This window comes from Bradyrhizobium sp. JYMT SZCCT0180, from assembly GCF_018130165.1.
GTDB lineage: Bacteria > Pseudomonadota > Alphaproteobacteria > Rhizobiales > Xanthobacteraceae > Bradyrhizobium.
The window spans coordinates 18,005-39,839 of the sequence record NZ_JAFCLZ010000024.1 but is presented as its reverse complement, the minus strand read 5'-3'; the positions used below and the strand labels follow the sequence as shown (position 1 = coordinate 39,839).

Below are 21,835 nucleotides of genomic sequence, written 5' to 3'. Positions count from 1 at the left end.
CGAAAAAGTGCCCGGTGCCAAAACCGAGATGGATAATGGTTAACGTAAACGATCTCGCCAAAGCGGCGAGACCGTTGATTTTACTTAAACATTTCGACAGGTGGCGGGGACCCGGGGATTAAGACCCCCGGGGTTTAACGGGTGATCACCCGCCGTTGCTGCTGGGGTTGCGCTTGCGGCCGGCGGCCGACCGGCGCGGGGGGCGTGACCGACGGTCCGCCGAACAGCCGCTCGAAGAATGAAGGACCGGAGCTGCCGTAGTCATTGTTGAAGGCGACGTTGGACGGCAGCGACGCGCCGCTCGGCCGGACGTAGCTCGGGTTGGCATGGGCCACAACGTTTTCCAGATCCCTGCTTCCGGAATTCTTGAGCAGCGGCAGCATCCTTGCGTCGCGGCCGTAAACGTCCCTGCGCATCTGCAGCTTGCCGGATTCATCCACGAACGCGGTCTGATAGGTGATGTGGACCGGGATCGGCGTCGGGAATCTCAGGTCGATCTCGCTGCGGCCATACATGCTGCGGATTTTTTCCGGCGTGTATTTGTCGTTCGGCATGACGATGTTGAGCAGCGTCGAGGCGTACTGATCCGGATTTTGCACCCGCATGCAGCCATGGCTGAAGGCGCGCTCTTCCTTGGCGAACAGGTTCTTGTCCGGCGTGTCGTGCTGATAGACCAGGAACTTGTTCGGGAAGTTGAAGCGGATACGGCCGAGCGCATTGGCTTCGCCCGGCGGCTGCGAGATATGGATCGAGCCGTCGCGGTTGCGTTCGAGCTTCAATCCCATGCGTTGCAGCACGGTCGGATCCTGCTGCAGCGCCGGCAGATATTCGTTGTAGATGATCGACGGCGGCACGTTCCAGGTCGGATTGACGGTGATGAACTTCATCGTCTCGGTCAGCATCGGCGTGGCGTGGTTTCCCGGCTTTCCGGTTACCACGCGGGTGGTCCAGACCTGGGCGCCGCCCTGCATCACCTTGAGCGTGAAGTCGGGCACGTTGAGGATGACATAGGCATTGTTGAGCGCCGGCACGCCGAGCTGGCGCGGCAGCCAGCGCAAGCGCTCCATGTTGGCGATCACGATGTCGATCTGGCGATCACGCTTCGGGCTGTTGATGGCCTTGACGGTCTTGTCGTCGAGCACGCCGGTCGGCTTGAGGTCGACGCTTTCCTGGAATTTGCGTACCGCTGCGGCGACCTTGGCATCGTACCTGGTGTCATCAGGATGTTCGGTGACGCCGAGCTTGGCGCGCAGTTGCGGCACACGCGGATCTTCGGGAGCGACCTCGGGCTGTTTCTTGGTGGCGGCCTTGAATGCGAGCGGAGCGCCTTCGGCGATCTGCACCACCGGGCCTTCGCCCTGACCGCGCAGTTCGGCGAGCTTGGCCTTCAAATCCTTGTACAGCTTGATCGGCGGATTGTAGCCCTCGAGCGCTGCGGAAGCATCCTTGGCGGTCGAGACGTTGGCCAGCACTTCGGCCGGATCGGTCGGATGCTCGGGATAGAGGATGTCGGCAGCGACCTGCGACCAGTGCATCCGGCTGCTCTGCGCCTGGCGTGCATAATCGAGCATGCTGGCTGTCAGCTTGAGTTCGGCGTCGGCGAGCTGGTCGGGCGAGGTGGCGGCTGCGAAATCCGGCACCGGATAGTCGGCGGGGTTGAGGCCGTCGGCAGCAGCGTCCTTCAGGCGCGCGACGACGCCCTTGGCGCTGGCGGTCAGTTTGCCGGCCTGCGTCCACTGCGGCGCATATTCGCGTGCGCTGTAGAATTTTTCGACCGCGGCGCGCTCGCCCTTGCGATCGAACGTGCGCAGCGCCTTGCTGGCAAGCATGTCGCGCAATTTGTCGGCGACCGGCTGATCCGCCGGCGCGACATTGCTCGCGGCCTTGACCGGCTCCGCGGCAGGTGCCGCAGCCGTTGCGGGCGTCGTGGTCGCGGTGTCGCTCTTGGGAGCGTCGATCTTGGGGGGCGCAGCCGCAGGCGCGGCGACGGTTTCGGCCGGCTTCGGATCGGGAACGGTTGCAGTCGTGCCCGGAGCGGGCGCTGCCGTCTTGGCTGGATCGGGCACCGACGCGGTGCTCTCGATCTTGAAATCGCCGATGGTCGGCGGTGGAACGTTGGCCGGTTCGGGACGCGGGACCGCTGCATCGATTGCGAGTTCTGCAGCACTGGTCCGGGGCGTATCGCTCTGACCGGCCAGTGCAGAGGTCGCGGACACCGCGAGGAAAGTTGCCGCGACAGCGATCAGCACGCGGTCAAACCCAGCACGGTTGGTCGAACAGTCACGCATCGTCACACCCCCTTGGGCGGAACTACCCCGGCATGGAGCAGTCCTTCAGGTATCGCTCGTCACAGCTTGCGCGAAAGCGCCGGCCTCGATCGCTTTAAGTCGGTACGCCTGCACGCAACGATTCAAACGCAGACGATACATGCGCCCCTTTCATGCAGCCAGCGCCATGGGGGGCAACTCACGACAAACTGACCTCAAACCACCAGTTGCAATTCGAGTGGCGTGGTTTTGCCATGCCCCCTGACATTTGTCTGTCACCGGCAAGCCACGGTTCGAAGGTTCCCGAATCGCCGATGGCGCTCAGGCCTTTGCCACCGGAGCGCCACAATCGTCCGTGGGGCTCAGTTGCTGCTCAATTGGTATCTTGCGCGCCCTCAGCCGGATCGTTGGCGGCGGCCTCATCGAGTTTGCGATAGAGCGTGGAGCGGCCGATCTTCAGCCGGCGCGCCACTTCCGACATTTGCCCGCGATAGTGCGAAATCGCGAAACGGATGATCTCGTTTTCCATTTCCTCGAGCGGCCGCACCTCGCCCGCGGGGGTCAGCATCGCGAGACTGCCGGTGTTGCTCAGCGGCGCGATCGGTATCTCATTACCTGAAACCATCGCAGGCGCCGTCGACGGACCCACGATCAGCGGTTCGCCGTGCAGAGCCTGGGTGTCCGTGTCCGGGACGATGTGGTGGGCGGCGGCATGCGGGAAGTCCGACAGGCCAAGCTGGTCGCTCTCGCTCAGCACCACGGCGCGATACACGGTGTTTTCGAGCTGGCGGATATTGCCGGGCCAATCGAGCTGCGCCAGATGCGTCATGGCTTCACCCGTTATGCCGGTGATGGTGCGGTTCTCTTCGGCGCTGAACCGCGCCAGGAAGTGCCGCAACAGATGCGGGATGTCTTCCCGCCGCATGCGAAGCGGCGGAATGGTCAGCGGCAGCACGTGCAAGCGATAGAACAGGTCCTCGCGGAAGGCACCGTTCTTCACGAGGTCGAGCAGTTTGCGGTTGGTCGCCGAAATGATGCGGACGTCGACCTTCACCGGCTTGCGGCCGCCGACGGCCTCAACCGTTCCTTCCTGCAATGCCCGAAGCAGTTTTACCTGGGCTGCAAGCGGCAGTTCGCCGACCTCGTCGAGGAACAGCGTGCCGCCGGACGCTTCGACGAACTTGCCCATGTGGCGTTCGGTGGCGCCGGTGAAAGCGCCCTTCTCGTGACCGAACAGGATCGATTCCACCAGATTGTCGGGGATCGCGCCGCAGTTGACGGCCACGAACGGCTTGGCCTTGCGCTCGCTGCTGCCGTGGATGGCGCGGGCGAACAATTCCTTGCCGACGCCGGACTCGCCTTCGATCAGCACCGGAATGCCCGATGAGGCGGCCTTCTGCGCGGTGCGCAGCACGCCTGCCATGGTTTCGCTGCGGGTGATGATATCGGCAAAGGTCAGTCGGCCTTCGCGGCTGTGACGGATGCGCTGCAATTCGCCCTTCAAGGCCTGCGTGTTGAGCGCGTTGCGCAAGCTGACCTGCAGCCGTTCGAAGCCGACCGGCTTGACGACGAAATCCTGCGCGCCGGCGCGCATCGCCGAAACCACATTGTCGATGCCGCCATGGGCGGTCTGCACGATGACGGGAACGGTCAATCCGGCATCACGAATTTTCGCGAGCACGCCGAGGCCGTCGAGGCCGGGCATCACGAGATCGAGAACGACGGCATCGATCGCTTGCGCGTCGGGGGCGGTCAGCAAGGCCACGGCGGCGTCGCCGCTGTCGACGACGAGGGACTCATAGCCGCATTTCTGCACCATGTTTTCTACCAGACGGCGCTGCACCGCGTCGTCATCAGCAATTAGAATGGTGGCAGCCATGGTTTACCCCGCACGTTACGCGAACTGTATCGAATCGGGGCACTCTCGCCTATGGCGATTAACGCACACTTAATTGTTGGAGGGCGGCTGTGTGAGAGCGGCTAGGCGTTGAGGTGTGGCCACACCTCCAGGACGCCGCGATAGCACATGTCGAAAGCCACATAGAGGATGATGGCGAGGCCGACATAGGCGATCCAGCGATGCTTTTCCAGCAGGCGCGCGATGAAGTTGGCGGCGAGCCCCATCAGCGCAATGGAAAGTGCCAAGCCGAATATCAGGATCATTGGATGCTCGCGCGCCGCACCTGCGACGGCGAGCACATTGTCGAGCGACATCGACACGTCGGCGAGCGTGATCTGCCAGACGGCCTGGCCAAGCGTCTTCTGGCGGCCCGCATCGGCTGGTGTATCGATCGCTGCGGACGACAGACTCTGGGGCCTTGGTTGATGCGACATCTGCAGCTCGCGCCACATTTTCCAGCACACCCAAAGCAAAAGAACGCCGCCCGCGAGCAGCAGTCCAATGATTTGCAGGAGCTGAACCGTGACGGAAGCAAAGCCGATGCGCAGGAGAGTGGCGGCCAATATGCCGATCAGAATCGCCTTCTTGCGCTGACCTTCGGGTAGCCCGGCGGCTGCAAGACCGATGACGATCGCATTGTCCCCCGCGAGCACCAGGTCAATCATGATGACCTGGAAAAGCGCTGTCAGGTGTTGCGAGGTGATTAGTTCAAACATGCGGGCCTCTCCGTGGATGGTCCAATCCGACATCGCAGTTCGCTTGAACTGCCAGAGGGGCCCGGGCTTGGACGTGCAGACAAAAAAACGCAGCCAAGCTGCGGAAAACTGTTCCGGTTACTCGGGTTGACCCGAAAGGGCGAAGAGCCTCGTCATCTGGTCGGGCTCGATGAGCACGGACAGCACGACGCCGATGAAAGTCAGGCTGCCGGCGAGGTCGAACCACATGGTGCGGAACCGGTCGCGCCGGCACAGCAGCGCGAAGCCTGCCGTCGTCGCGCCGACTGCAAACAGCAGGGTGACAATCGCGGGCGCCAGCGCATCAACAGGCACGAGGCTGCGGAGTCCGAGCGCAGCGATCACAGCTACCAGCAGGATGCCGGCCATCAGCTCCTTGCCGCGGGCGGTGTTTTCCTGGCCCTTGGTCCGGACAATCGGGCTGCGATCTGCGATAGCCATGGATTATTGTCCTCCCAGAGATTCTCGAACTGAGGGAAACCGCGAGATTGTGGTAGGGAACATTGCCTGTTCCGGAATTCAATCTAGGTAGTTTAGTAATCATGAAACGAGCAAAACATCAAGATGTTTTCGCTGTACAGCTGCCGGGCAAGGTCGCCACGGAAGCCAAGCAATTGCGGAAACAGGCTGGGGATTGGCTCAAGTTGCGCAGGGCCGATGCCGGATTGTCGCAGGCAGATCTCGCCGCGCGGCTCGGTCTCAAATATTATACGTTCATCTCACAGGTCGAGAACGGGTTCAGCCGCGTTCCGACTGAAATTATGGGCGCGTGGGCCGGCGAGTTGGGTCTTGAACAGGCCGCGTTCGCTAGGCATCTATTAATGTACTACGAGCCGGAATTGCACCGGCTGCTGTTCGGAGCGGAAAGCAAATGAGCGTGGTTGCGTTTGAGCGCACACAGGAAACCGGCATCTGGAGCGAACGGGAACTCAATACAATCTGCGCGGCATTGCAGGCCGCGCTCGCGCCATCGACCGGCCGCGAATGGGAAACCGGCATCACCGAGAAAGGCGATGCCCAGTTCTATCTGTTGGGTGCGCTTCCGGATCAGGCCTGCGAGCTGTGTGTGTCCCGGATCGGGGGACGTTATATCCTGGAGGACGGATCGGGCCGGCTGCTGTTCGAGCATCGAAACCTCGATATCGTCGCGCTGCACGCCAGGGCGGCGGTCCCGTCCACGTCGTGGCTGATGGTCAAGGCGATCACGCTGTGGTGTGCGATTCGGAGCGCTGTCTACGAAAGGTTCGAGCTGATCGCGGAAGGCGAAGAACTGCTGGTGCAGATAGCGCCGCAGCTGGCAGCGTTCGCCTGATCGCCTCGTCAAAAATCATCACGCCAGTTTGAAAGTGTTCATGACCGCGAAATCCGCGACTTCCCGCGCCAGCAAGACATCCCGCAAAACCGCAATCAGCAAGGGAACTGCCGTCAGCAAGGCCACCGCAGCCAAATCGAAAACCGGCAAATTGCCGGAATGGAATCTGGCCGACCTCTATTCCGGCATCGACGCCCCCGAAGTCGCGCGTGACTTGCAGAAGATGGATGCCGAATGCATCGCGTTCGAGACGGACTACAAGGGCAAGCTGGCCGAGAACGTTGCAAAGGATAATGGCGGGCAGTGGCTCGCCGCAGCGGTCAAGCGCTACGAGGCGATCGACGACCTCGCCGGCCGCCTTGGCTCCTATGCCGGCCTTATCCACGCCGGCGACAGCGTCGATCCCGCGATCACGAAATTCTACGGCGACGTCTCGGAGCGGCTAACTGCCGCATCGGTGCATCTGCTGTTCTTCGGGCTCGAACTCAACCGCGTGGACGACACCGTGATTGAGCGCGCGTTGCAGACGCCCGAACTCGCCTACTATCGCCCGTGGATCGAGGATCTGCGCAAGGACAAGCCGTATCAGCTCGAAGATCGCGTCGAGCAGTTGTTTCACGAAAAATCCCAGAGCGGCTATGCCGCCTGGAACCGGCTGTTCGACCAGACCATCTCCGGCCTGCGCTTCAAGGTCGGCGGAAAAGAACTGGCGATCGAGCCGACGCTCAATTTTCTGCAGGACCGCGCGCCGGAAAAGCGCAAGGCCGCGGGGCAGGCGCTGGCGAAAACTTTCAAGGAGAATGAGCGGACCTTTGCGCTCGTTACCAACACGCTCGCCAAGGACAAGGAGATTTCCGATCGCTGGCGCGGCTTTGCGGATGTCGCGGATTCCCGGCATCTCAACAACCGCGTCGAGCGCGAGGTGGTCGATGCGCTGGTCGGATCGGTCAGGTCGGCCTATCCACGGCTCTCGCACCGTTATTACGCGCTCAAGGCCGGCTGGTTCAAAAAGAAGAAGCTGGCGCATTGGGATCGCAACGCGCCGCTGCCGTTCGCGGCGACCGGCACGATCGCCTGGCCCGAGGCCCGCAACATGGTGCTGACGGCCTATCGCGGCTTCTCGGTCGAGATGGCCGATATCGCCGAGCGTTTCTTCACCGACCGCTGGATCGACGCCCCGGTGCGGCCGGGCAAGGCGCCGGGCGCCTTCTCGCATCCGACCACGCCGTCGGCGCATCCCTATGTGCTGATGAACTATCAAGGCAAGCCGCGCGACGTGATGACGCTGGCGCATGAACTCGGCCACGGCGTGCACCAGGTGCTGGCGGCCAAAAACGGTGCGCTGATGGCGCCGACGCCGCTGACGCTCGCCGAAACCGCCAGCGTGTTCGGCGAAATGCTGACCTTCAAGCGGCTGCTCGGGCAGACCAAGAATGCGAAACAGCGCCAGGCGCTGCTCGCCGGCAAGGTCGAGGACATGATCAACACCGTGGTGCGGCAGGTCGCGTTCTATTCGTTCGAGCGCGCCATCCACACCGAGCGCAAGAACGGCGAATTGACCGCCCAGCGCATCGGCGAGATCTGGCTCAGCGTGCAGGGTGAAAGCCTCGGGCCGGCCATCGACATCCGCCCGGGCTACGAGAATTTCTGGATGTACATCCCGCACTTCATCCATTCGCCGTTCTACGTCTACGCCTATGCGTTCGGCGATTGCCTGGTGAACTCGCTTTATGCGGTCTACGAGAACGCCTCCGACGGCTTTGCCGAGCGCTATCTTGCGATGCTGGCGGCGGGCGGCACCAAGCATTATTCCGAACTGCTGAAGCCGTTCGGGCTCGATGCCAAGGATCCCAAGTTCTGGGACGGCGGGCTGTCGGTCATATCAGGCATGATCGACGAACTGGAAACGATGGGCTGACGCACGCGGCGCGGCGACAAACTTCGGCCGTCGTCGCATCCCATCATGACGGCGACGTCAGGAGTGGAGCGCTCATGGTCGACACGCCGACACGACGCGCCGTGCTTGGAGCGGGTGCTCTCGCAGCCGGTTCGCTGTTCGGGATCGAAAGCGGTGTTGCCCAGGCGCCGCTTCAACCAACGCCGGCCTGCCACGGCGGCGAGGCGGCAACGCTGGCGCAGACCGAAGGGCCGTATTTCAAGCCATCCTCGCCCGAGCGGATCGAACTGTTTGAAGAGGGCATGGCGGGACAGCCGATCGAACTGGTCGGGTTCGTGCTTACCCGTGCCTGCAAGCCGGTCTCTGGCGCTTTGCTGGATTTCTGGCAGGCCGACGGCAGAGGCCAGTATGACAATTCCGGCTTCCGGCTGCGCGGTCATCAGTTCACCGATGCGGAAGGGCGCTATCGATTGCGCAGCGTCGTGCCCGGCGTTTATCCCGGCCGCACCCGCCACATCCATGTGAAGGTACAGCCGCGCGGCGGCCGCGTGCTGACCACCCAGCTCTATTTTCCCGGCGAATCGCAAAACCGTTCCGACGGCTTGTTCCGCAAGGCGTTGCTGGTGCGCACCGCCAAGAACGCCGGATGGCTCGCCGGGCGGTTCGATTTCGTGGTCGGCTAGGCGCTTTCGCGCCGCGCTGGCATTTCCGGTAAAACATTTGTTGAACAGGCGGGCACGCCGTGTTATACGTTCCGTATAACGGAGCCAGTGCTATGACCAAGACCCCTCGCGGCATGAACGAAGCCCCTCGTGAGTACAAGATCGAGGATACCGCGCTTCAAATTCGGAAGATTGGCAATTCGGTCGGTGTGATCCTGCCGAAAGAGCTCCTTGCCCGACTGAATCTCAAGGAGGGCGACAAGTTCTATCCGGTCGAGCAACCGGATGGCAGCCTGCGTCTTTCGCCGTTCAACCCCAAGCATGCGCGGACGATGGAAATCGCCCGCCAGATCATGCACGAATACCGCGATACGTTTGCCGCGCTTGCAAAATGAGTGAGCCAATCTGCCTCGATGTCGACGAAGTCATCGACATGCATGCCGAGCAACTGGCGATATTTGGCGGACCAGAAGGCCTCCGGGATCACGGCCTTCTGGAGTCGGCGGTTATGCGGCCGGTCAATCAATGGGCTTATGGACAGACTGATATGGCCGCGCTCGCCGCAGCCCATGCGTTCGGTCTTGCCCGGAACCACGCCTTTGTGGACGGCAACAAGCGCACCGCATTCCACGCCATGATGGTGTTTTTGCGGGTCAACGACATCCCGTTCGCGCCCGATCCGGCGCACGCCACGGCCATCATCCTTTCCCTGGCCGCGGGCGAGGTCAGCGAGGAAAGCCTGACCCGCTGGATCCGGGATAATTGGCCTTCCGAATGACCCGATAGGCTTTGTCCCGTTGCCCTGCTGGCGGCTTTGCGGTAATTGCACGCCAGATCGTGGATTGACTGGGGATACCGATGGCAGACCATAGCGAAGTGGCCTACACGACCGCTGACGGCAACGATTATCCGGCCCATGAGCAGACCTATGAAGGGTTCATCATGCTGGTCAAATACGGCACCTTGGCCGTTGTGGTGATCGTCGCCCTGATGGGCTACTTCCTGACCTGATGCGTCGCCGGCTGCACCGCCCGGGCGGCGGTGACCAGAAAAATTTGCACGTCGCCCGGTTATGAAACCGGTATCCAACTAAGCGGAAATAACGCTAGTTTGCTTGCGCGCGCGCCCTCGCGCCGCCGGAGGCCCCATGAAGATTGCCGTTGCCAAGGAAATCGATCCGTCCGAACCGCGGGTGGCTGCTTCCCCCGACACCGTGAAGAAGTTCAAGGCGATCGGTGCCGAAGTGGTGGTGGAGCCGGGAGCAGGCATCAAGTCGGGCCTGCCGGATTCTGAATATACCGCGGCCGGCGCCACCATCAGTGCGGACGCGCTGAAGGATGCCGACATCATCATCAAGGTGAAGCGGCCGGAGGCCTCGGAACTCGGCCAATACAAGCGCGGCGCCCTGGTCATCGCCATCATGGACCCCTACGGCAACGAGGCGGCGCTCAAGACCATCGCCGACTCCGGCGTGTCGGCCTTCGCAATGGAATTGATGCCGCGCATCACCCGCGCGCAGGTGATGGACGTGTTGTCGTCGCAGGCCAACCTCGCCGGCTATCGCGCAGTGATCGAGGCCGCCGAGGCGTTCGGCCGCGCTTTCCCCATGATGATGACCGCAGCGGGCACGGTTCCCGCGGCAAAAGTGTTCGTGATGGGCGTCGGCGTCGCCGGCCTGCAGGCGATCGCGACCGCGCGCCGGCTTGGCGCCGTCGTCACCGCGACCGACGTGCGGCCCGCCACCAAGGAGCAGGTCGAAAGTCTCGGCGCCAAATTCCTCGCTGTCGAGGATGAGGAGTTCAAGAACGCCCAGACCGCCGGCGGCTATGCCAAGGAAATGTCGAAAGAGTATCAGGCCAAGCAGGCCGCCCTGACCGCCGAGCACATCAAGAAGCAGGACATCATCATCACGACCGCGCTGATCCCGGGCCGCCCGGCGCCGAAGCTTGTCAGCGCCGACATGGTCAAGTCGATGAAGCCCGGCTCGGTCCTGATCGATCTGGCGATTGAGCGCGGCGGCAATGTCGAGGGCGCCAGGGCCGGCGAGGTCGTCGATGCCGATGGCGTCAAGATCGTCGGCTATACCAATGTCGCCGGCCGCGTCGCACAGTCCGCCTCCAGCCTGTATGCACGCAATTTGTTCAACTTCATTGAAACGATGGTGGATAAGACCACCAAGGCGCTCGACGTGAAGTGGGACGATGAGCTGGTCAAGGCCACCGCGCTGACCAAAGACGGCGCCGTCATCCATCCGAACTTCCAGCCTAAATAGCCAGCCCAGGAGAGCCGCCATGGATCATATTGCACAGGCCGTCGATCCCTTCGTGTTCCGGCTGTCGATCTTCGTCCTTGCCGTTTTCGTCGGCTACTTCGTGGTCTGGTCGGTGACCCCCGCGCTGCATACGCCGCTGATGTCGGTGACGAACGCGATCTCGTCGGTGATCGTGGTCGGCGCGCTGCTCGCGGTCGGCGTTCCCATGATCTCGAGCGGCTCAGGCTGGGCGCGCGGCTTCGGCTTCATCGCGCTGATCTTCGCTTGCGTGAATATCTTCGGCGGCTTCCTTGTCACCCAGCGCATGCTGGCGATGTACAAGAAGAAGGTAAAGTGAGCGGCGTGCACCTCGGGGTGGCGAAGACAATGGGGGACCTGAGATGAACGCCAATCTGGCTGCATTATTGTATCTCGTGGCGGGTGTGCTGTTCATCCTGTCGCTGCGCGGCTTGTCCAGTCCGGCATCGTCCCGCCAGGGCAATTTGTTCGGCATGGTCGGCATGGCGATTGCGGTCGCGACCACGCTCGCCAGTCATCCGCCGGCGGACGGCCTCGCCTGGGTGCTGGTGATATTAGGCATCGCCATCGGCGGCGGCATCGGAGCGGTGATCGCGCGGCGGGTGCCGATGACCTCGATGCCGGAACTGGTCGCCGCCTTCCACTCGCTGGTCGGTATGGCCGCGGTGCTGGTGGCCGCCGGCGCGTTCTATGCGCCCGAAGCGTTCGACATCGGCAAGCCCGGGCAGATTCACGCCGCGAGCCTGATCGAAATGTCGCTCGGCGTCGCGATCGGTGCGCTGACCTTCACCGGCTCCGTGATCGCGTTCCTGAAGCTGTCCGGCCGCATGAGCGGCGCGCCGATCATCCTGCCGGCGCGCCACATCATCAACATCGCGCTGGCTCTGGCGCTGGTGTTCTTCATCTTCGGCCTGGTGCGGTCCGGCAGCGCGCTCGACTTCTGGCTGATCACGATCATCGCGCTGGTGCTCGGCGTGCTCATGATCATTCCGATCGGCGGCGCCGACATGCCTGTCGTGATCTCGATGCTGAACTCCTATTCCGGCTGGGCCGCGGCCGGCATCGGCTTCACGCTCGGCAATTCCGCGCTGATCATCACCGGCGCGCTGGTCGGCTCGTCGGGCGCGATCCTGTCCTACATCATGTGCCACGCGATGAACCGTTCCTTCATCTCGGTCATCCTCGGCGGCTTCGGCGGCGAGACCGCGGCGGCCGGCGGTGGCGGTGGCGAGCAGAAGCCTGCCAAACTCGGCTCGGCGGACGACGCGGCCTTCATCATGAAGAACGCGCAGAAGGTGATCATCGTGCCCGGCTACGGCATGGCGGTGGCGCAGGCCCAGCATGCGCTGCGCGAAATGGGCGATCTGCTGAAGAAGGAAGGCGTCGAGGTGAAGTACGCCATCCATCCGGTCGCGGGCCGCATGCCCGGCCACATGAACGTGCTGCTGGCCGAGGCCAACGTGCCCTATGACGAGGTGTTCGAACTCGAGGACATCAACTCCGAATTCGCCCAGGCCGACATCGCCTTCGTGATCGGCGCCAACGACGTCACCAATCCGGCGGCCGAGGACGACAAGACCTCGCCGATCTACGGCATGCCGGTGCTGCAGGTCTGGAAGGCCGGAACTGTCATGTTCATCAAGCGTTCGCTGGCGTCGGGCTATGCCGGCATCGACAATCCCTTGTTCTATCGCGACAACACCATGATGCTGCTCGGCGACGCCAAGAAGGTCACCGAGAACATCGTCAAGGGGATGTAATTCCGCGCACGGGAAGTCATGACCGTCCTGAAATGGCTGCTGATTGTCGTTTCGGTCGGTTATGCCTGCGGGCTTGCCGCGCTGTTCTTCTTGCAGCGCTCGATGCTGTTTCCGATTCCCACCACCGAGCGCACTTCCCCGCAGGCGGCCGGTTTTCCGGAAGCCGAAGAACATGTGCTGGCCACCGCGGACGGTGAGAAGATCATTGTCTGGCACGTTCCGGCCCGGCCCGGCCGTCCCGTCATTCTCTATTTCCACGGCAACGGCGATTTCCTCGCCGGCTTCTTCGGGCGCTTTCGCGAACTGATCGCCGACGGCACTGGCATCGTCGCGCTGTCCTATCGCGGCTATGCGGGCTCGAGCGGACACCCGAGCGAGCGCGGCTTGCTGCAGGATGCGGCCGCGGCCTATGCCTTCACGACGGCGCGATACAGCGCGGACAGGATCGTGGCCTGGGGTTTTTCGCTCGGCACCGGCGTCGCGGTGGCGCTGGCGGCCGAGCAGCCGATTGGCAAGATCATTCTGGAGGCGCCCTATACATCGCTTGCCGACGTTGGCGCTGCCGCGTTTCCGATCTTCCCCGTTCGTTGGGCGATCAAAGATCCATTCCATTCCGACCAGCGCATCGCGCGGGTGAACGCGCCGCTCCTGGTCCTGCATGGCGCGCGCGATGCCACGATCCCGATCGCATTTGGCGAGCGTCTGTTTGCCCTTGCGCACGAGCCCAAGACGATCGTCAGGTTCCCTGACGGCAGCCACAACGATCTCGATGCTTATGGTGCAACGGCAGCAGCGCGGCAATTCATCAATGCCGCAAAAGGCTGACGGCGGCGATTGTTTGCTGCATAGTCGGCCCGCTGTCATTTCGAGGATTCTGATTTCATGAGCGCGCACGGCCCGATGCCGAAATCGTCGTGGATTTTCCCTGCCTTGGCGGTGGCGCTGTTCGTGGTCGCCACCGCGCTCGGGCTGACCTTCACGCCGACGGTCGGCGGTTTCCTGTTCGCGGCGCTGCTGCTGGCGATCCTGTTCGGCACGGTGTTTGCCGCCGTGCATCACGCCGAAATGATCGCGGAACGGATCGGCGAGCCCTACGGCACGCTGTTATTGACGCTGGCAGTCACCATCATCGAGGTCGCGCTGATCGCGACCATCATGCTCGGCGACAAACCGGTGCCGACGCTGGCGCGGGACACGGTGTTCGCGGTCGTCATGATCGTGTGCAACGGCCTGGTCGGCATCTGCATCTTCATCGGCGGGCTGCGCTATCGCGAGCAGGATTTTCAGGTCTCCGGCGCCAACTTGTATCTCAGTGTGCTGTTCGTGATGGCGACCATCACGCTGATCATGCCCAACTACACGCTGACGGCGCCGGGCCCGATCTATTCGGCGGCCCAGCTCGGCTTTGTCAGCGTCGTCACGCTCATTCTCTATTGTGTTTTTCTCTATACCCAGACCATCCGGCATCGCGACTATTTTATCAACGATGCCACGGGCGACGCGGGCGACGGGGCGCTGCTGTCGAACCGGATGCTGGCGTTGAGCATTGCGCTGCTGCTGCTCGCGCTGCTGGCGGTGGTGCTGCTGGCCAAGAAGTTCTCAGTTGTGGTCGATTTGACGATCGCCCGTGTCGGCGCGCCGCCGGCTTTCGCCGGCGTGCTGGTGGCGTTGTTGATCCTGCTGCCGGAAAGCGTCGCCGCCATTTCCGCCGCCCGCAAGAACGACCTGCAGAAGAGCATCAATCTGGCGCTCGGCTCGTCGCTGGCGACCATCGGGCTGACGATCCCCGCCGTCGCCGTCGCCGCTTACACGCTCGACAAGCAATTGGTGCTTGGGCTCAATACACAGGAGATGGTGCTGCTGGTGCTGACCTTCGTCCTCAGCATGCTCACCTTCGGCACCGGTCGCACCAACATCCTGTTCGGGCTGGTGCACATGGTGGTGTTCGCCGTATTCCTGTTCATGGTATTCGTGCCGTAGTTCCCTTGTCGTTCCCTGGAGTTCATCCAAAATGCTCAGCGCCACGTCAGACGTTCAGGTCGACACCCCGGAAGTTCGCGTCACCGAGTGGCGGCTGGCGCCGGGCAGCGCCACCGGCCACCACACCCACGGGATGGACTACGTCATCGTGCCGGTGACCGCGGGCGAAATGACCATCGTGGCGCCGAACGGCGAACGCTCGAAGGCGCAGCTCGCCGTCGGTAAATCCTATTTCCGAAAGGCGGGCGTCGAGCACGACGTGCTCAACGAAACGGCAACCGAGATCGTGTTCCTGGAGGTCGAACTGAAGCCCTGACCGTCCGTTATCGGCAGCGCCGCAACCGACCCATTTCGGCCGCAGGTCCTGACAAGCCGTTAATGTGCGGCTCCCGGAGCGCCCCGCAACAAGAGCCCGGCGGGTCGCCTTAGGGCGGTAGAAACGGAACCTCATGAGGATCTGCACAATTGCCACCGATCCGTCTTAGTTGATCCCTCAATATGCCCAGAAGTTCCCGCATCAAACTTGCCGCGGGGAGTGGCCGGCATGCTTAAGAAGTATATTTCGAAATTCACGATCGACATCCTGCCTTCGGTGGCAGCGACCGTCATCGGGGCTTACATCGTTAATCATTACATCGTCACGAGGCCGGGCACGGACGCCCCTGTCGCCGCCGCCGTATCGGCTGCCGACCCCAAAGCGCCAGCCAAGGCCACTGAAACCAAGTCCACCGAAACCAAGGCCACTGAAACCGGCAACCCGCCGACGCCGGGCGTCAGGGCCAAGGGCATTTCCGAAAAAGCCCTCCTCGAGAAGACCGCGGCCGAACGGCCGGCGGTGGTCGAGAAGGTTGAAGCCAAAGCGGACGTAAAGGCTGACGCGAAGTCCGCCGACGCGCCGGCCGAGACCGCGAGCGTTCCGGCCGAGCCGCGCGCCACCCGCGCCGCGTCGCGCGAACGCGAAAAGGAAAAGATCAGGGTCGTGCTGCCGTCACCGGTGCAGCCCGTGACGCCGGCCGTCGCGGCCGCGCCGCCAGCGCCTGTTGCCGCGCCGCCGGTCGAAACCGCTGTTGTGCCGGACGACCGCCGCGACGCCAACGACCTCGCGCGCGCGGCGATCGAGCGTCTGCGGGTCAACAATGATGGTTCGCCGCGTGCACCCGAAGTGGTGCGCACCCCCGAAGCTCAGCGAGTCGAGACTCCGCGCATCGAGACCCCGCGGATCGAGACGCCACGAAGCGAAACGCCGCGGGTTGCAACCGCACCGGCGCTTCGCCCGCTGCCGCCGCCGATCTCGGTCTCGACGCCTTCGGGAGCGGAGATCTTCGATCAGGGCAGGCCGCCCTACGCAGCCAATGCGTCCGTCGATCCGCGCCGTCCGACGCCGCCGGCCGAAATTCCGGTCTCGCGTCCGCTCGATTTGCGGGCGGATGTGGCGGAGCCGTCGGTGCGCGACCGTACCACGGCTGTGGCCGAAGACGTGCTGTCGACGGCGAAGTCGCTGTTCCACGCCGTCCTGCCTAAGTAATTCATAAGATCGTGTCTTCCCGTGCCCCGGACGCAGGCCGCGACCGGGGCTTCTATCTTTGCATGGGGTTGTTTTCGCGATTTTGCGTCCGAGCCCGTTCCGGTTGAATCGGAGCGGCCCTGGATTCTTGATTTGACGCGTTTTCCTGGCGCGAGCCGGTATCCACTCCCCGATCAAGGGCATGCTTCGCTGGAAAAACGCGCTACCCGCCGGTGCGGGCCAGGCCGCTGCGTGCGGCTTCGTCCTTGGGACGGATCGCAATGGCACGGCCATAGGAAGCGGCTGCCTTGGCCTTGTCGCCGAGCCGCTCATAGGCCTGCCCGCGGGCTGACCACGCCGATGCGCTGTTGGGATCCGCCTGCACCGCCTCGTCGAGGTCGGCGGCCGCCTCCTTGGCCTTGTCGATCGCGAGATAGCTTGTTGCGCGGCCGAGCAACGGCTCGACCTTTTGCGGCGTCAGGCCGTTGGCGGCGGTGAAATCCTCGATCGCCTGTTGGTACTGTTTCTCGCCTTGATAGATCAGCCCGCGGCCGTAGAGCGCTTGGACGTTGTACGGATCGAGTGCGAGGGCGCGATCGAATTCCGCCAGCGCCTCTTGGTTCTTGCCGGACTTGGCCAGCACCTGGCCGCGGGTGGCGTAGCCTTGCGAGTCGCTGACGCTACGCGCGCTGATATTGTCGGTCGGTTTCTGCGCCACGGGCTGCGGCTTTGGGCTGTCCGCGCCCCACGATCCGAGATCGAACGAGCAGCCGCCCAGCGGGATCGTCAGCAGCGCGACAATTACGGCCGTATGGCGCGCGCCACGAGAAAACGAACAGGAGGCCGGAATGGCCTTATGGCGGAATGCTCGCGCGTTCATGGCGCATAGGTAGCCCGGCACGCCGCAAAATACATCGGTCAAAATAGCCGCAACCGGCGGACCGAACCCGTCAGGCCCTCGGACCGACAAACAAAAAACCCCAAGAAAAACCCAAAGGAAAAAACCCAAAGAAAAAGCGCAGGCCGAGGCCCGCGCTTTCCAATTCAAATCTGCTCGGTCGTTCAGCGCGGTCCGCGCGGACCTGCACCCGGGCCGCCACGACCGCCACCGGGACCACCACGGTCGCCACCGGGGCCAGCACCGAACACCGGCTTCGGCTTCATCGGCAGCAGGCCTTCGCGCTGCAGCTTCTTGCGAGCCAGCTTGCGCGCGCGGCGCACGGCTTCGGCCTTTTCACGGGCCTTCTTTTCGGAGGGCTTTTCGTAATGGCCGCGGAGTTTCATCTCGCGGAAAATACCCTCGCGCTGCATCTTCTTCTTCAGCGCCTTGAGGGCTTGATCGACATTGTTATCGCGGACGAGAACCTGCACGCGGCATCCTCTTTCAATTGATCGGATAGGAATTCTGGTAAAGCGAAGAGCTGGCGAAAGGCCTAGCCCTTAACCTGAAGGCGGGCATTTACCAGACAAAACCTGTGATGTCCACCTGTGAAGCGAACAGCCGGACCAAGTTAAGCCATGAAATGCGGCAAATCTGACGCCGTTCGGCCCTGATTTGGGAAGTTGTGTGCCCAGATCGAGGCTGTTCCCGGTGTTTTGAGCAACCCGGCAACGACAATCTGGGGAGACAACCATGGATACGAAGAAATATGCCGCCGAGGCCATCGGCACGTTCTGGCTGACATTTGCGGGATGCGGCAGCGCCGTCATCGCCGCCGCCTTTCCGCAGGTGGGTATCGGACTGGTCGGGGTGTCCTTTGCGTTCGGACTGAGCGTCGTCACCATGGCCTACGCGATCGGCCATATATCCGGCTGCCATCTCAATCCGGCCGTCACGGTGGGGCTTGCGGCCGGCGGGCGCTTTCCAACCGGGCAAATCGCGCCCTACATCATCGCGCAGGTGATCGGCGCCGTTGCGGCGGCGGCGCTGCTTTATGTGATCGCGAGCGGCGCTGCCGGTTTCGACGTCACCAAGGGTTTTGCGTCGAACGGCTATGACGCACATTCGCCCGGCAAATACAGCATGGTTGCCTGCTTCATCACCGAGGTGGTGATGACCATGATGTTCCTGTTCATCATCATGGGTGCGACGCATGGCAAGGCGCCGGCGGGCTTTGCACCGCTGGCGATCGGATTGGCGCTGGTCATGATCCACCTCGTCAGCATTCCCGTCACCAACACCTCGGTGAATCCGGCGCGCAGCACGGGCCCCGCGCTGTTCGTCGGCGGATGGGCGCTGGCGCAGCTCTGGCTGTTCTGGGTAGCGCCGCTGATCGGCGGGGTGCTGGGCGGTGTGATCTATCGCTGGCTCAGCGAGGAGCCCTCCGGCGTCGTCGAGGGCCGCAGGCCGGCCTAGCGGCCGCCTAACGCAAGCCCGCGTGATGCGGGCTTGCGGCTATTTCTTGCGCGGCGACACTTCGGTGACGTGACCCATCTTGCGGCCCGGCTTCGGCGCGCCCTTGCCGTAAAGGTGCACGGTGGCGCCGGGAACCGTCAGCCACTGCTCGTAGCCGAGGATGTCGTCGCCAATGAGGTTCGTCATGGTGACCTCGCCATGACGGACCGGTTTGCCGAGCGGCCAGCCGGCGATGGCGCGGATATGCTGCTCGAACTGCGAGATCGAGGCGCCGTCCAGCGTCCAGTGTCCGGAATTATGCACCCGCGGCGCGATCTCGTTGACCAGCACTTTCGGCCCGCCATTTTCCGCTACCACGAACATTTCGACCGCGAGCACGCCGACATAATTCAGCGCGGTTGCGATCTGCTCGGCGATGCCGCGCGCCTGCGCCGCCAGCGCATCCGAGATCTGCGCCGGCGCGCGCGAGATTTTCAGGATGTGGTCGCGGTGCTCGTTTTCGGTGACGTCGAAACTCTCGACCTGGCCGTCGACCGAGCGCGCAGCGATCACCGAGATCTCGCGTTCGAACGGAATGAAGGCCTCGAGGATCGCCGATTTGGTGCCGAGGTCTTCCCAGACCTGGGTGAGATCGTCGCCGTCGCGGATGATCGCCTGGCCCTTGCCGTCATAGCCGAAGCGGCGGGTCTTGATCACGGCGGGCAGGCCGATCTTCTTGATCGCCGCCCGCAGGGTTTCCACCGACGACACGTCGGCATAGTCGGCGGTGCCGATACCGAGCCGCTTCACAAAATCCTTTTCGACCAGCCGGTCCTGCGTGGTCTCGAGGATCTTCTGGGCCGGCAGCACCGGACGGCGCGCCGCCAGCACCATGGCGGTGGCGGCCGGCACATTCTCGAATTCATAGGTGATGACGTTGACGTCGTTGGCGAACAGTTCGAGCGCCTCGACATCGGCATATTCCGCGCAGGTGGCGTTCAGCACCACGTCAAAGGCCGGCGAATCCGGGTCCGGCGAAAACACCTGGCAGCGGAGGCCGAGGCGCGCCGCGGCCATCGCCAGCATCCGGCCCAGTTGCCCGCCGCCAAGAATTCCGATGGTGTCGCCGGGCTTCAGCTTCACATTGTTGGAAGCCGTCACGCCAAGCCCTCCGGCCGCTCTTTGACCGCATCGGTCTGTTGCTTGCGCCAGGCAGCCAGGCGCTTCGCCAGCGCCGGATCCTGCAGCGCCAATACGCTGGCGGCGAGCAGGGCGGCGTTGATCGCGCCGGCCTTGCCGATCGCAAGGGTGCCGACGGGGACGCCCGCGGGCATCTGCACGATCGAATAGAGCGAATCGAGGCCGGACAGCGCCTTGGATTCGACGGGAACGCCGAACACCGGGAGCTCGGTCAGCGCTGCCGCCATGCCCGGCAGATGCGCCGCACCCCCGGCACCGGCGATGATGATCTTGAAACCGGCCGCCTTGGCGCCCTTGGCGAAAGCAAACAGCCGGTCGGGGGTGCGATGGGCCGAGACAATGCGTTTTTCGCAGTCGATCCCGAGCGCCGCCAGCGTGTCGGCGGCGTGCTGCATGGTCTCCCAGTCCGACTGGCTTCCCATAATGATGGCGATCGGTGCGGTCATCTCGTCAATTCTATCGGGGAATCCAGAAACATAGACCGATTATAGGGGCGGCCCGGGCGTCATCCAAGGCATGGCAAGGGATTAGGAATGGACTATCCTGTCTTGGTGAATCCGGGCAAGCCTTCATACGCATGCCTGCACAGGGAAGGTCATGAAGAAGAAAACCAGGGCGACGGCTGCGGGAACCGCAAAACGCCCGAAAACGGGCCCGGCAGGACCAAAAGCCGCGCCGCGCGGGATCCGCAAGTCCGCAAGCCCGCCCCCGGCTCCGTCCGTTGACCCCAAATCGACGATCCGCCGGCTCAAGACGCAATTGGCGCGGGCTCGGGCACGAATCGAGGAGCTGCAGGCCTCGGCCGATACCGACTTCCTGCTGGATATTCCGAACCGGCGTGGTTTTGAGCGCGAATTGCACCGCGCGATCGCCTTCATCAAGCGTTACCACGCGAGCGGCGCCCTGATCGTGCTCGACGTCGATCGCCTGAAGCCGATCAACGACGCCTTCGGTCATGCCGCCGGCGACGAGGTGCTCAAGGCCATTGTGAAGACGCTGCTGGCCCATGTGCGCGCATCTGACGTGATCGGCCGGCTCGGCGGCGACGAGTTCGCGCTGCTGTTGTGGAATCTCAGCGAAACCGATGCCAGGGCCAAGGCGGCGTTGCTGGAGGGGGCGATCGATCGCCTCACCTTTGTGTTCGGTGGCCGCACCGTGACCGCGGGCGCCTCCGCCGGCGTCACGATCCTCGGCCTGCACGCGGAATTGGGCCGCGCGCTGGAAGAGGCCGATAGCGCGATGTACATCCGCAAGGCGCAGCGGCGGCATGAGGCGTGAGGTGAATTCGTAGTTTGTAGGGTGGGCAAAGGCGCTCTTGCGCCGTGCCCACCATCTTTGATCATCGCACTGAATGGTGGGCACGCTCCGCTTTGCCCACCCTACGAACTACGAACGCTCGCAGCGACTACAGCCCGCTCAAATCTTCCGGCACGTTGCCGAACTTCCGCAGCAATTGCGCGTCGCCGAATTCGCCTATCATGGGATCGCCGCTGCGGCTGAACGCGACGGCGCCGATGCTGCCGGGGGCTCGCGACAGGATCTCGGCGCGGCGCAGCGCGGTGGTCGAACTCTGGCACTCCTCGGCAGCGCCCGCGACCGGCGAGCCGTCATCGTCCTGCAGAAATGGCAATGCAACGTAATAGGTGACATCGGCCATCGTCGTCGCTCCGGTTTCGCTGGTCAGGCAGCGGTGCTGCTGGTGCGCAAGGATTGGGTCGGCACGCAGCCGGCGGATATCGCCGCCTGCAATTCCTCCAGCTCGGCTTCCAGATATTCGTTGGCCATGATCAGCGCCTTGATGGTCGAGCGCAGATTGCCGTCGCACATCGCGATCGCCTGATCGCAGGCTTGCTCGTAGCGGCTGTTGTCGGACAGGGACGGTGGTGCGGACATGACAGAACTCCCTTTGCTGGCGGCAGGGAGGTATGTTCCTATTTTGTTCTATTAGAGTCAAGCAAAGAGCGTGCGCGAAAATTGGTTTTCCCGCACTCAAC

The 21,835-nt window shown here is 63.2% G+C and carries 26 protein-coding genes; 16 read left to right on the top strand and 10 right to left on the bottom strand.

Going from position 1 to position 21,835, the window contains the following annotated elements:
* Positions 1 to 134 precede the first annotated feature (134 nt).
* The 4 genes from JQ641_RS29920 to JQ641_RS29905 all read right to left on the bottom strand — a co-directional run bounded on the left by JQ641_RS29920 (position 135) and on the right by JQ641_RS29905 (position 5,342).
* Positions 135 to 2,288: a L,D-transpeptidase family protein gene (locus tag JQ641_RS29920; RefSeq protein WP_211999450.1), complete on the bottom strand. Its 2,154-nt coding sequence runs from the start codon at positions 2,286 to 2,288 to the stop codon at positions 135 to 137.
* Positions 2,289 to 2,640: 352 nt separating this feature from the next.
* A complete protein-coding gene (locus tag JQ641_RS29915) occupies positions 2,641 to 4,146 on the bottom strand; it encodes a sigma-54-dependent transcriptional regulator (protein WP_211999449.1) in 1,506 nt (501 codons plus the stop codon).
* Positions 4,147 to 4,247: 101 nt separating this feature from the next.
* Positions 4,248 to 4,883 (bottom strand): TerC family protein, encoded by a 636-nt coding sequence (locus JQ641_RS29910; protein WP_211999448.1) that lies wholly within the window; start codon positions 4,881 to 4,883, stop codon positions 4,248 to 4,250.
* Positions 4,884 to 5,000: 117 nt separating this feature from the next.
* The gene (locus tag JQ641_RS29905) at positions 5,001 to 5,342 is read right to left on the bottom strand and encodes a hypothetical protein (RefSeq protein WP_211999447.1); all 342 of its coding nucleotides are present in this window, start codon (positions 5,340 to 5,342) and stop codon (positions 5,001 to 5,003) included.
* 101 nt (positions 5,343 to 5,443) lie between these two features.
* On the opposite strand from JQ641_RS29905, the gene JQ641_RS29900 reads away from it, so the two are divergent.
* From JQ641_RS29900 to JQ641_RS29835, 14 genes are all read left to right on the top strand, one after another.
* Positions 5,444 to 5,776: a helix-turn-helix domain-containing protein gene (locus tag JQ641_RS29900; RefSeq protein WP_211999446.1), complete on the top strand. Its 333-nt coding sequence runs from the start codon at positions 5,444 to 5,446 to the stop codon at positions 5,774 to 5,776.
* Entirely contained in the window at positions 5,773 to 6,213 is a 441-nt protein-coding gene (locus JQ641_RS29895) for a hypothetical protein (RefSeq protein WP_211999445.1), read from the top strand. Before JQ641_RS29900 ends, JQ641_RS29895 begins: the two co-directional genes overlap by 4 nt.
* Positions 6,214 to 6,253: 40 nt before the next feature.
* Positions 6,254 to 8,131, top strand: a complete 1,878-nt coding sequence (locus tag JQ641_RS29890) for a M3 family oligoendopeptidase (RefSeq protein WP_211999444.1) — start codon at positions 6,254 to 6,256, stop codon at positions 8,129 to 8,131.
* A 74-nt stretch (positions 8,132 to 8,205) separates the two neighbouring features.
* A complete protein-coding gene (locus tag JQ641_RS29885; protein WP_211999443.1) occupies positions 8,206 to 8,793 on the top strand; it encodes a dioxygenase family protein in 588 nt (195 codons plus the stop codon).
* A gap of 113 nt (positions 8,794 to 8,906) precedes the next feature.
* On the top strand, positions 8,907 to 9,167 hold the full coding sequence (locus tag JQ641_RS29880; protein ID WP_192736949.1) for an AbrB/MazE/SpoVT family DNA-binding domain-containing protein: 261 nt from the start codon (positions 8,907 to 8,909) through the stop codon (positions 9,165 to 9,167).
* On the top strand, positions 9,164 to 9,550 hold the full coding sequence (locus JQ641_RS29875) for a type II toxin-antitoxin system death-on-curing family toxin (protein WP_211999442.1): 387 nt from the start codon (positions 9,164 to 9,166) through the stop codon (positions 9,548 to 9,550). The genes JQ641_RS29880 and JQ641_RS29875 overlap by 4 nt, the downstream gene beginning before the upstream one ends.
* 80 nt (positions 9,551 to 9,630) lie before the next feature.
* Positions 9,631 to 9,783, top strand: a complete 153-nt coding sequence (locus JQ641_RS29870; RefSeq protein ID WP_211999441.1) for an aa3-type cytochrome c oxidase subunit IV — start codon at positions 9,631 to 9,633, stop codon at positions 9,781 to 9,783.
* A 136-nt stretch (positions 9,784 to 9,919) separates the two neighbouring features.
* Positions 9,920 to 11,044: a Re/Si-specific NAD(P)(+) transhydrogenase subunit alpha gene (locus JQ641_RS29865; RefSeq protein WP_211999440.1), complete on the top strand. Its 1,125-nt coding sequence runs from the start codon at positions 9,920 to 9,922 to the stop codon at positions 11,042 to 11,044.
* A gap of 19 nt (positions 11,045 to 11,063) precedes the next feature.
* Positions 11,064 to 11,381 (top strand): proton-translocating transhydrogenase family protein, encoded by a 318-nt coding sequence (locus tag JQ641_RS29860; protein WP_009398926.1) that lies wholly within the window; start codon positions 11,064 to 11,066, stop codon positions 11,379 to 11,381.
* Positions 11,382 to 11,424: 43 nt separating this feature from the next.
* Positions 11,425 to 12,822, top strand: coding sequence for an NAD(P)(+) transhydrogenase (Re/Si-specific) subunit beta (locus tag JQ641_RS29855; RefSeq protein ID WP_192736793.1), 1,398 nt, complete (start codon positions 11,425 to 11,427; stop codon positions 12,820 to 12,822).
* Positions 12,823 to 12,840: 18 nt separating this feature from the next.
* Positions 12,841 to 13,647, top strand: a complete 807-nt coding sequence (locus JQ641_RS29850; protein ID WP_211999439.1) for an alpha/beta hydrolase — start codon at positions 12,841 to 12,843, stop codon at positions 13,645 to 13,647.
* Between the two features lie 57 nt (positions 13,648 to 13,704).
* Positions 13,705 to 14,802 carry a calcium:cation antiporter gene (locus JQ641_RS29845; protein ID WP_211999438.1) on the top strand — a complete coding sequence of 366 codons (1,098 nt, stop codon included), beginning with the start codon at positions 13,705 to 13,707 and terminating at the stop codon, positions 14,800 to 14,802.
* A 31-nt stretch (positions 14,803 to 14,833) separates the two neighbouring features.
* Positions 14,834 to 15,118, top strand: a complete 285-nt coding sequence (locus JQ641_RS29840) for a cupin domain-containing protein (RefSeq protein ID WP_211999437.1) — start codon at positions 14,834 to 14,836, stop codon at positions 15,116 to 15,118.
* 228 nt (positions 15,119 to 15,346) lie between these two features.
* On the top strand, positions 15,347 to 16,327 hold the full coding sequence (locus JQ641_RS29835) for a hypothetical protein (protein ID WP_211999436.1): 981 nt from the start codon (positions 15,347 to 15,349) through the stop codon (positions 16,325 to 16,327).
* 202 nt (positions 16,328 to 16,529) lie between these two features.
* Here the strand turns inward: JQ641_RS29835 and JQ641_RS29830 are convergent, their stop codons facing one another.
* Both JQ641_RS29830 and rpsU read right to left on the bottom strand, forming a co-directional pair.
* Positions 16,530 to 17,186, bottom strand: a complete 657-nt coding sequence (locus JQ641_RS29830; RefSeq protein ID WP_211999435.1) for a tetratricopeptide repeat protein — start codon at positions 17,184 to 17,186, stop codon at positions 16,530 to 16,532.
* A gap of 182 nt (positions 17,187 to 17,368) precedes the next feature.
* On the bottom strand, positions 17,369 to 17,677 hold the full coding sequence (gene rpsU / locus JQ641_RS29825) for a 30S ribosomal protein S21 (protein ID WP_192736788.1): 309 nt from the start codon (positions 17,675 to 17,677) through the stop codon (positions 17,369 to 17,371).
* Positions 17,678 to 17,939: 262 nt separating this feature from the next.
* On the opposite strand from rpsU, the gene aqpZ reads away from it, so the two are divergent.
* A complete protein-coding gene (aqpZ, locus tag JQ641_RS29820) occupies positions 17,940 to 18,662 on the top strand; it encodes an aquaporin Z (RefSeq protein ID WP_192736787.1) in 723 nt (240 codons plus the stop codon).
* Between the two features lie 39 nt (positions 18,663 to 18,701).
* Here aqpZ and JQ641_RS29815 read toward each other — a convergent pair whose 3' ends face one another.
* The gene (locus JQ641_RS29815; protein ID WP_211999434.1) at positions 18,702 to 19,802 is read right to left on the bottom strand and encodes a 5-(carboxyamino)imidazole ribonucleotide synthase; all 1,101 of its coding nucleotides are present in this window, start codon (positions 19,800 to 19,802) and stop codon (positions 18,702 to 18,704) included.
* Positions 19,799 to 20,287 (bottom strand): 5-(carboxyamino)imidazole ribonucleotide mutase, encoded by a 489-nt coding sequence (gene purE / locus JQ641_RS29810; RefSeq protein WP_211999433.1) that lies wholly within the window; start codon positions 20,285 to 20,287, stop codon positions 19,799 to 19,801. Before purE ends, JQ641_RS29815 begins: the two co-directional genes overlap by 4 nt.
* 151 nt (positions 20,288 to 20,438) lie before the next feature.
* On the opposite strand from purE, the gene JQ641_RS29805 reads away from it, so the two are divergent.
* Positions 20,439 to 21,119: a GGDEF domain-containing protein gene (locus JQ641_RS29805; RefSeq protein ID WP_211999432.1), complete on the top strand. Its 681-nt coding sequence runs from the start codon at positions 20,439 to 20,441 to the stop codon at positions 21,117 to 21,119.
* Between the two features lie 127 nt (positions 21,120 to 21,246).
* Here the strand turns inward: JQ641_RS29805 and JQ641_RS29800 are convergent, their stop codons facing one another.
* Both JQ641_RS29800 and JQ641_RS29795 read right to left on the bottom strand, forming a co-directional pair.
* Complete coding sequence (locus JQ641_RS29800) at positions 21,247 to 21,498, bottom strand: hypothetical protein (protein ID WP_211999431.1); 252 nt, start codon at positions 21,496 to 21,498, stop codon at positions 21,247 to 21,249.
* Positions 21,499 to 21,521: 23 nt separating this feature from the next.
* Positions 21,522 to 21,734: a hypothetical protein gene (locus JQ641_RS29795; protein WP_211999430.1), complete on the bottom strand. Its 213-nt coding sequence runs from the start codon at positions 21,732 to 21,734 to the stop codon at positions 21,522 to 21,524.
* Positions 21,735 to 21,835: the final 101 nt, after the last annotated feature.

What these genes read in the sequence shown, in the direction of transcription:
- aqpZ (WP_192736787.1), top strand. Translation starts at nt 17,940, where the DNA reads ATGGATACGAAGAAATATGCCGCCGAGGCCATCGGCACGTTCTGGCTG.
- JQ641_RS29855 (WP_192736793.1), top strand. Translation starts at nt 11,425, where the DNA reads ATGAACGCCAATCTGGCTGCATTATTGTATCTCGTGGCGGGTGTGCTG.
- JQ641_RS29920 (WP_211999450.1), bottom strand. Translation starts at nt 2,288, where the DNA reads ATGCGTGACTGTTCGACCAACCGTGCTGGGTTTGACCGCGTGCTGATC.
- JQ641_RS29910 (WP_211999448.1), bottom strand. Translation starts at nt 4,883, where the DNA reads ATGTTTGAACTAATCACCTCGCAACACCTGACAGCGCTTTTCCAGGTC.
- JQ641_RS29880 (WP_192736949.1), top strand. Translation starts at nt 8,907, where the DNA reads ATGAACGAAGCCCCTCGTGAGTACAAGATCGAGGATACCGCGCTTCAA.
- JQ641_RS29870 (WP_211999441.1), top strand. Translation starts at nt 9,631, where the DNA reads ATGGCAGACCATAGCGAAGTGGCCTACACGACCGCTGACGGCAACGAT.
- JQ641_RS29895 (WP_211999445.1), top strand. Translation starts at nt 5,773, where the DNA reads ATGAGCGTGGTTGCGTTTGAGCGCACACAGGAAACCGGCATCTGGAGC.
- JQ641_RS29905 (WP_211999447.1), bottom strand. Translation starts at nt 5,342, where the DNA reads ATGGCTATCGCAGATCGCAGCCCGATTGTCCGGACCAAGGGCCAGGAA.
- JQ641_RS29850 (WP_211999439.1), top strand. Translation starts at nt 12,841, where the DNA reads ATGACCGTCCTGAAATGGCTGCTGATTGTCGTTTCGGTCGGTTATGCC.
- JQ641_RS29860 (WP_009398926.1), top strand. Translation starts at nt 11,064, where the DNA reads ATGGATCATATTGCACAGGCCGTCGATCCCTTCGTGTTCCGGCTGTCG.
- JQ641_RS29800 (WP_211999431.1), bottom strand. Translation starts at nt 21,498, where the DNA reads ATGGCCGATGTCACCTATTACGTTGCATTGCCATTTCTGCAGGACGAT.
- JQ641_RS29835 (WP_211999436.1), top strand. Translation starts at nt 15,347, where the DNA reads ATGCTTAAGAAGTATATTTCGAAATTCACGATCGACATCCTGCCTTCG.
- JQ641_RS29830 (WP_211999435.1), bottom strand. Translation starts at nt 17,186, where the DNA reads ATGAACGCGCGAGCATTCCGCCATAAGGCCATTCCGGCCTCCTGTTCG.
- JQ641_RS29840 (WP_211999437.1), top strand. Translation starts at nt 14,834, where the DNA reads ATGCTCAGCGCCACGTCAGACGTTCAGGTCGACACCCCGGAAGTTCGC.
- purE (WP_211999433.1), bottom strand. Translation starts at nt 20,287, where the DNA reads ATGACCGCACCGATCGCCATCATTATGGGAAGCCAGTCGGACTGGGAG.
- JQ641_RS29875 (WP_211999442.1), top strand. Translation starts at nt 9,164, where the DNA reads ATGAGTGAGCCAATCTGCCTCGATGTCGACGAAGTCATCGACATGCAT.
- JQ641_RS29845 (WP_211999438.1), top strand. Translation starts at nt 13,705, where the DNA reads ATGAGCGCGCACGGCCCGATGCCGAAATCGTCGTGGATTTTCCCTGCC.
- JQ641_RS29900 (WP_211999446.1), top strand. Translation starts at nt 5,444, where the DNA reads ATGAAACGAGCAAAACATCAAGATGTTTTCGCTGTACAGCTGCCGGGC.
- JQ641_RS29885 (WP_211999443.1), top strand. Translation starts at nt 8,206, where the DNA reads ATGGTCGACACGCCGACACGACGCGCCGTGCTTGGAGCGGGTGCTCTC.
- JQ641_RS29865 (WP_211999440.1), top strand. Translation starts at nt 9,920, where the DNA reads ATGAAGATTGCCGTTGCCAAGGAAATCGATCCGTCCGAACCGCGGGTG.
- JQ641_RS29805 (WP_211999432.1), top strand. Translation starts at nt 20,439, where the DNA reads ATGAAGAAGAAAACCAGGGCGACGGCTGCGGGAACCGCAAAACGCCCG.
- JQ641_RS29890 (WP_211999444.1), top strand. Translation starts at nt 6,254, where the DNA reads ATGACCGCGAAATCCGCGACTTCCCGCGCCAGCAAGACATCCCGCAAA.
- JQ641_RS29915 (WP_211999449.1), bottom strand. Translation starts at nt 4,146, where the DNA reads ATGGCTGCCACCATTCTAATTGCTGATGACGACGCGGTGCAGCGCCGT.
- JQ641_RS29795 (WP_211999430.1), bottom strand. Translation starts at nt 21,734, where the DNA reads ATGTCCGCACCACCGTCCCTGTCCGACAACAGCCGCTACGAGCAAGCC.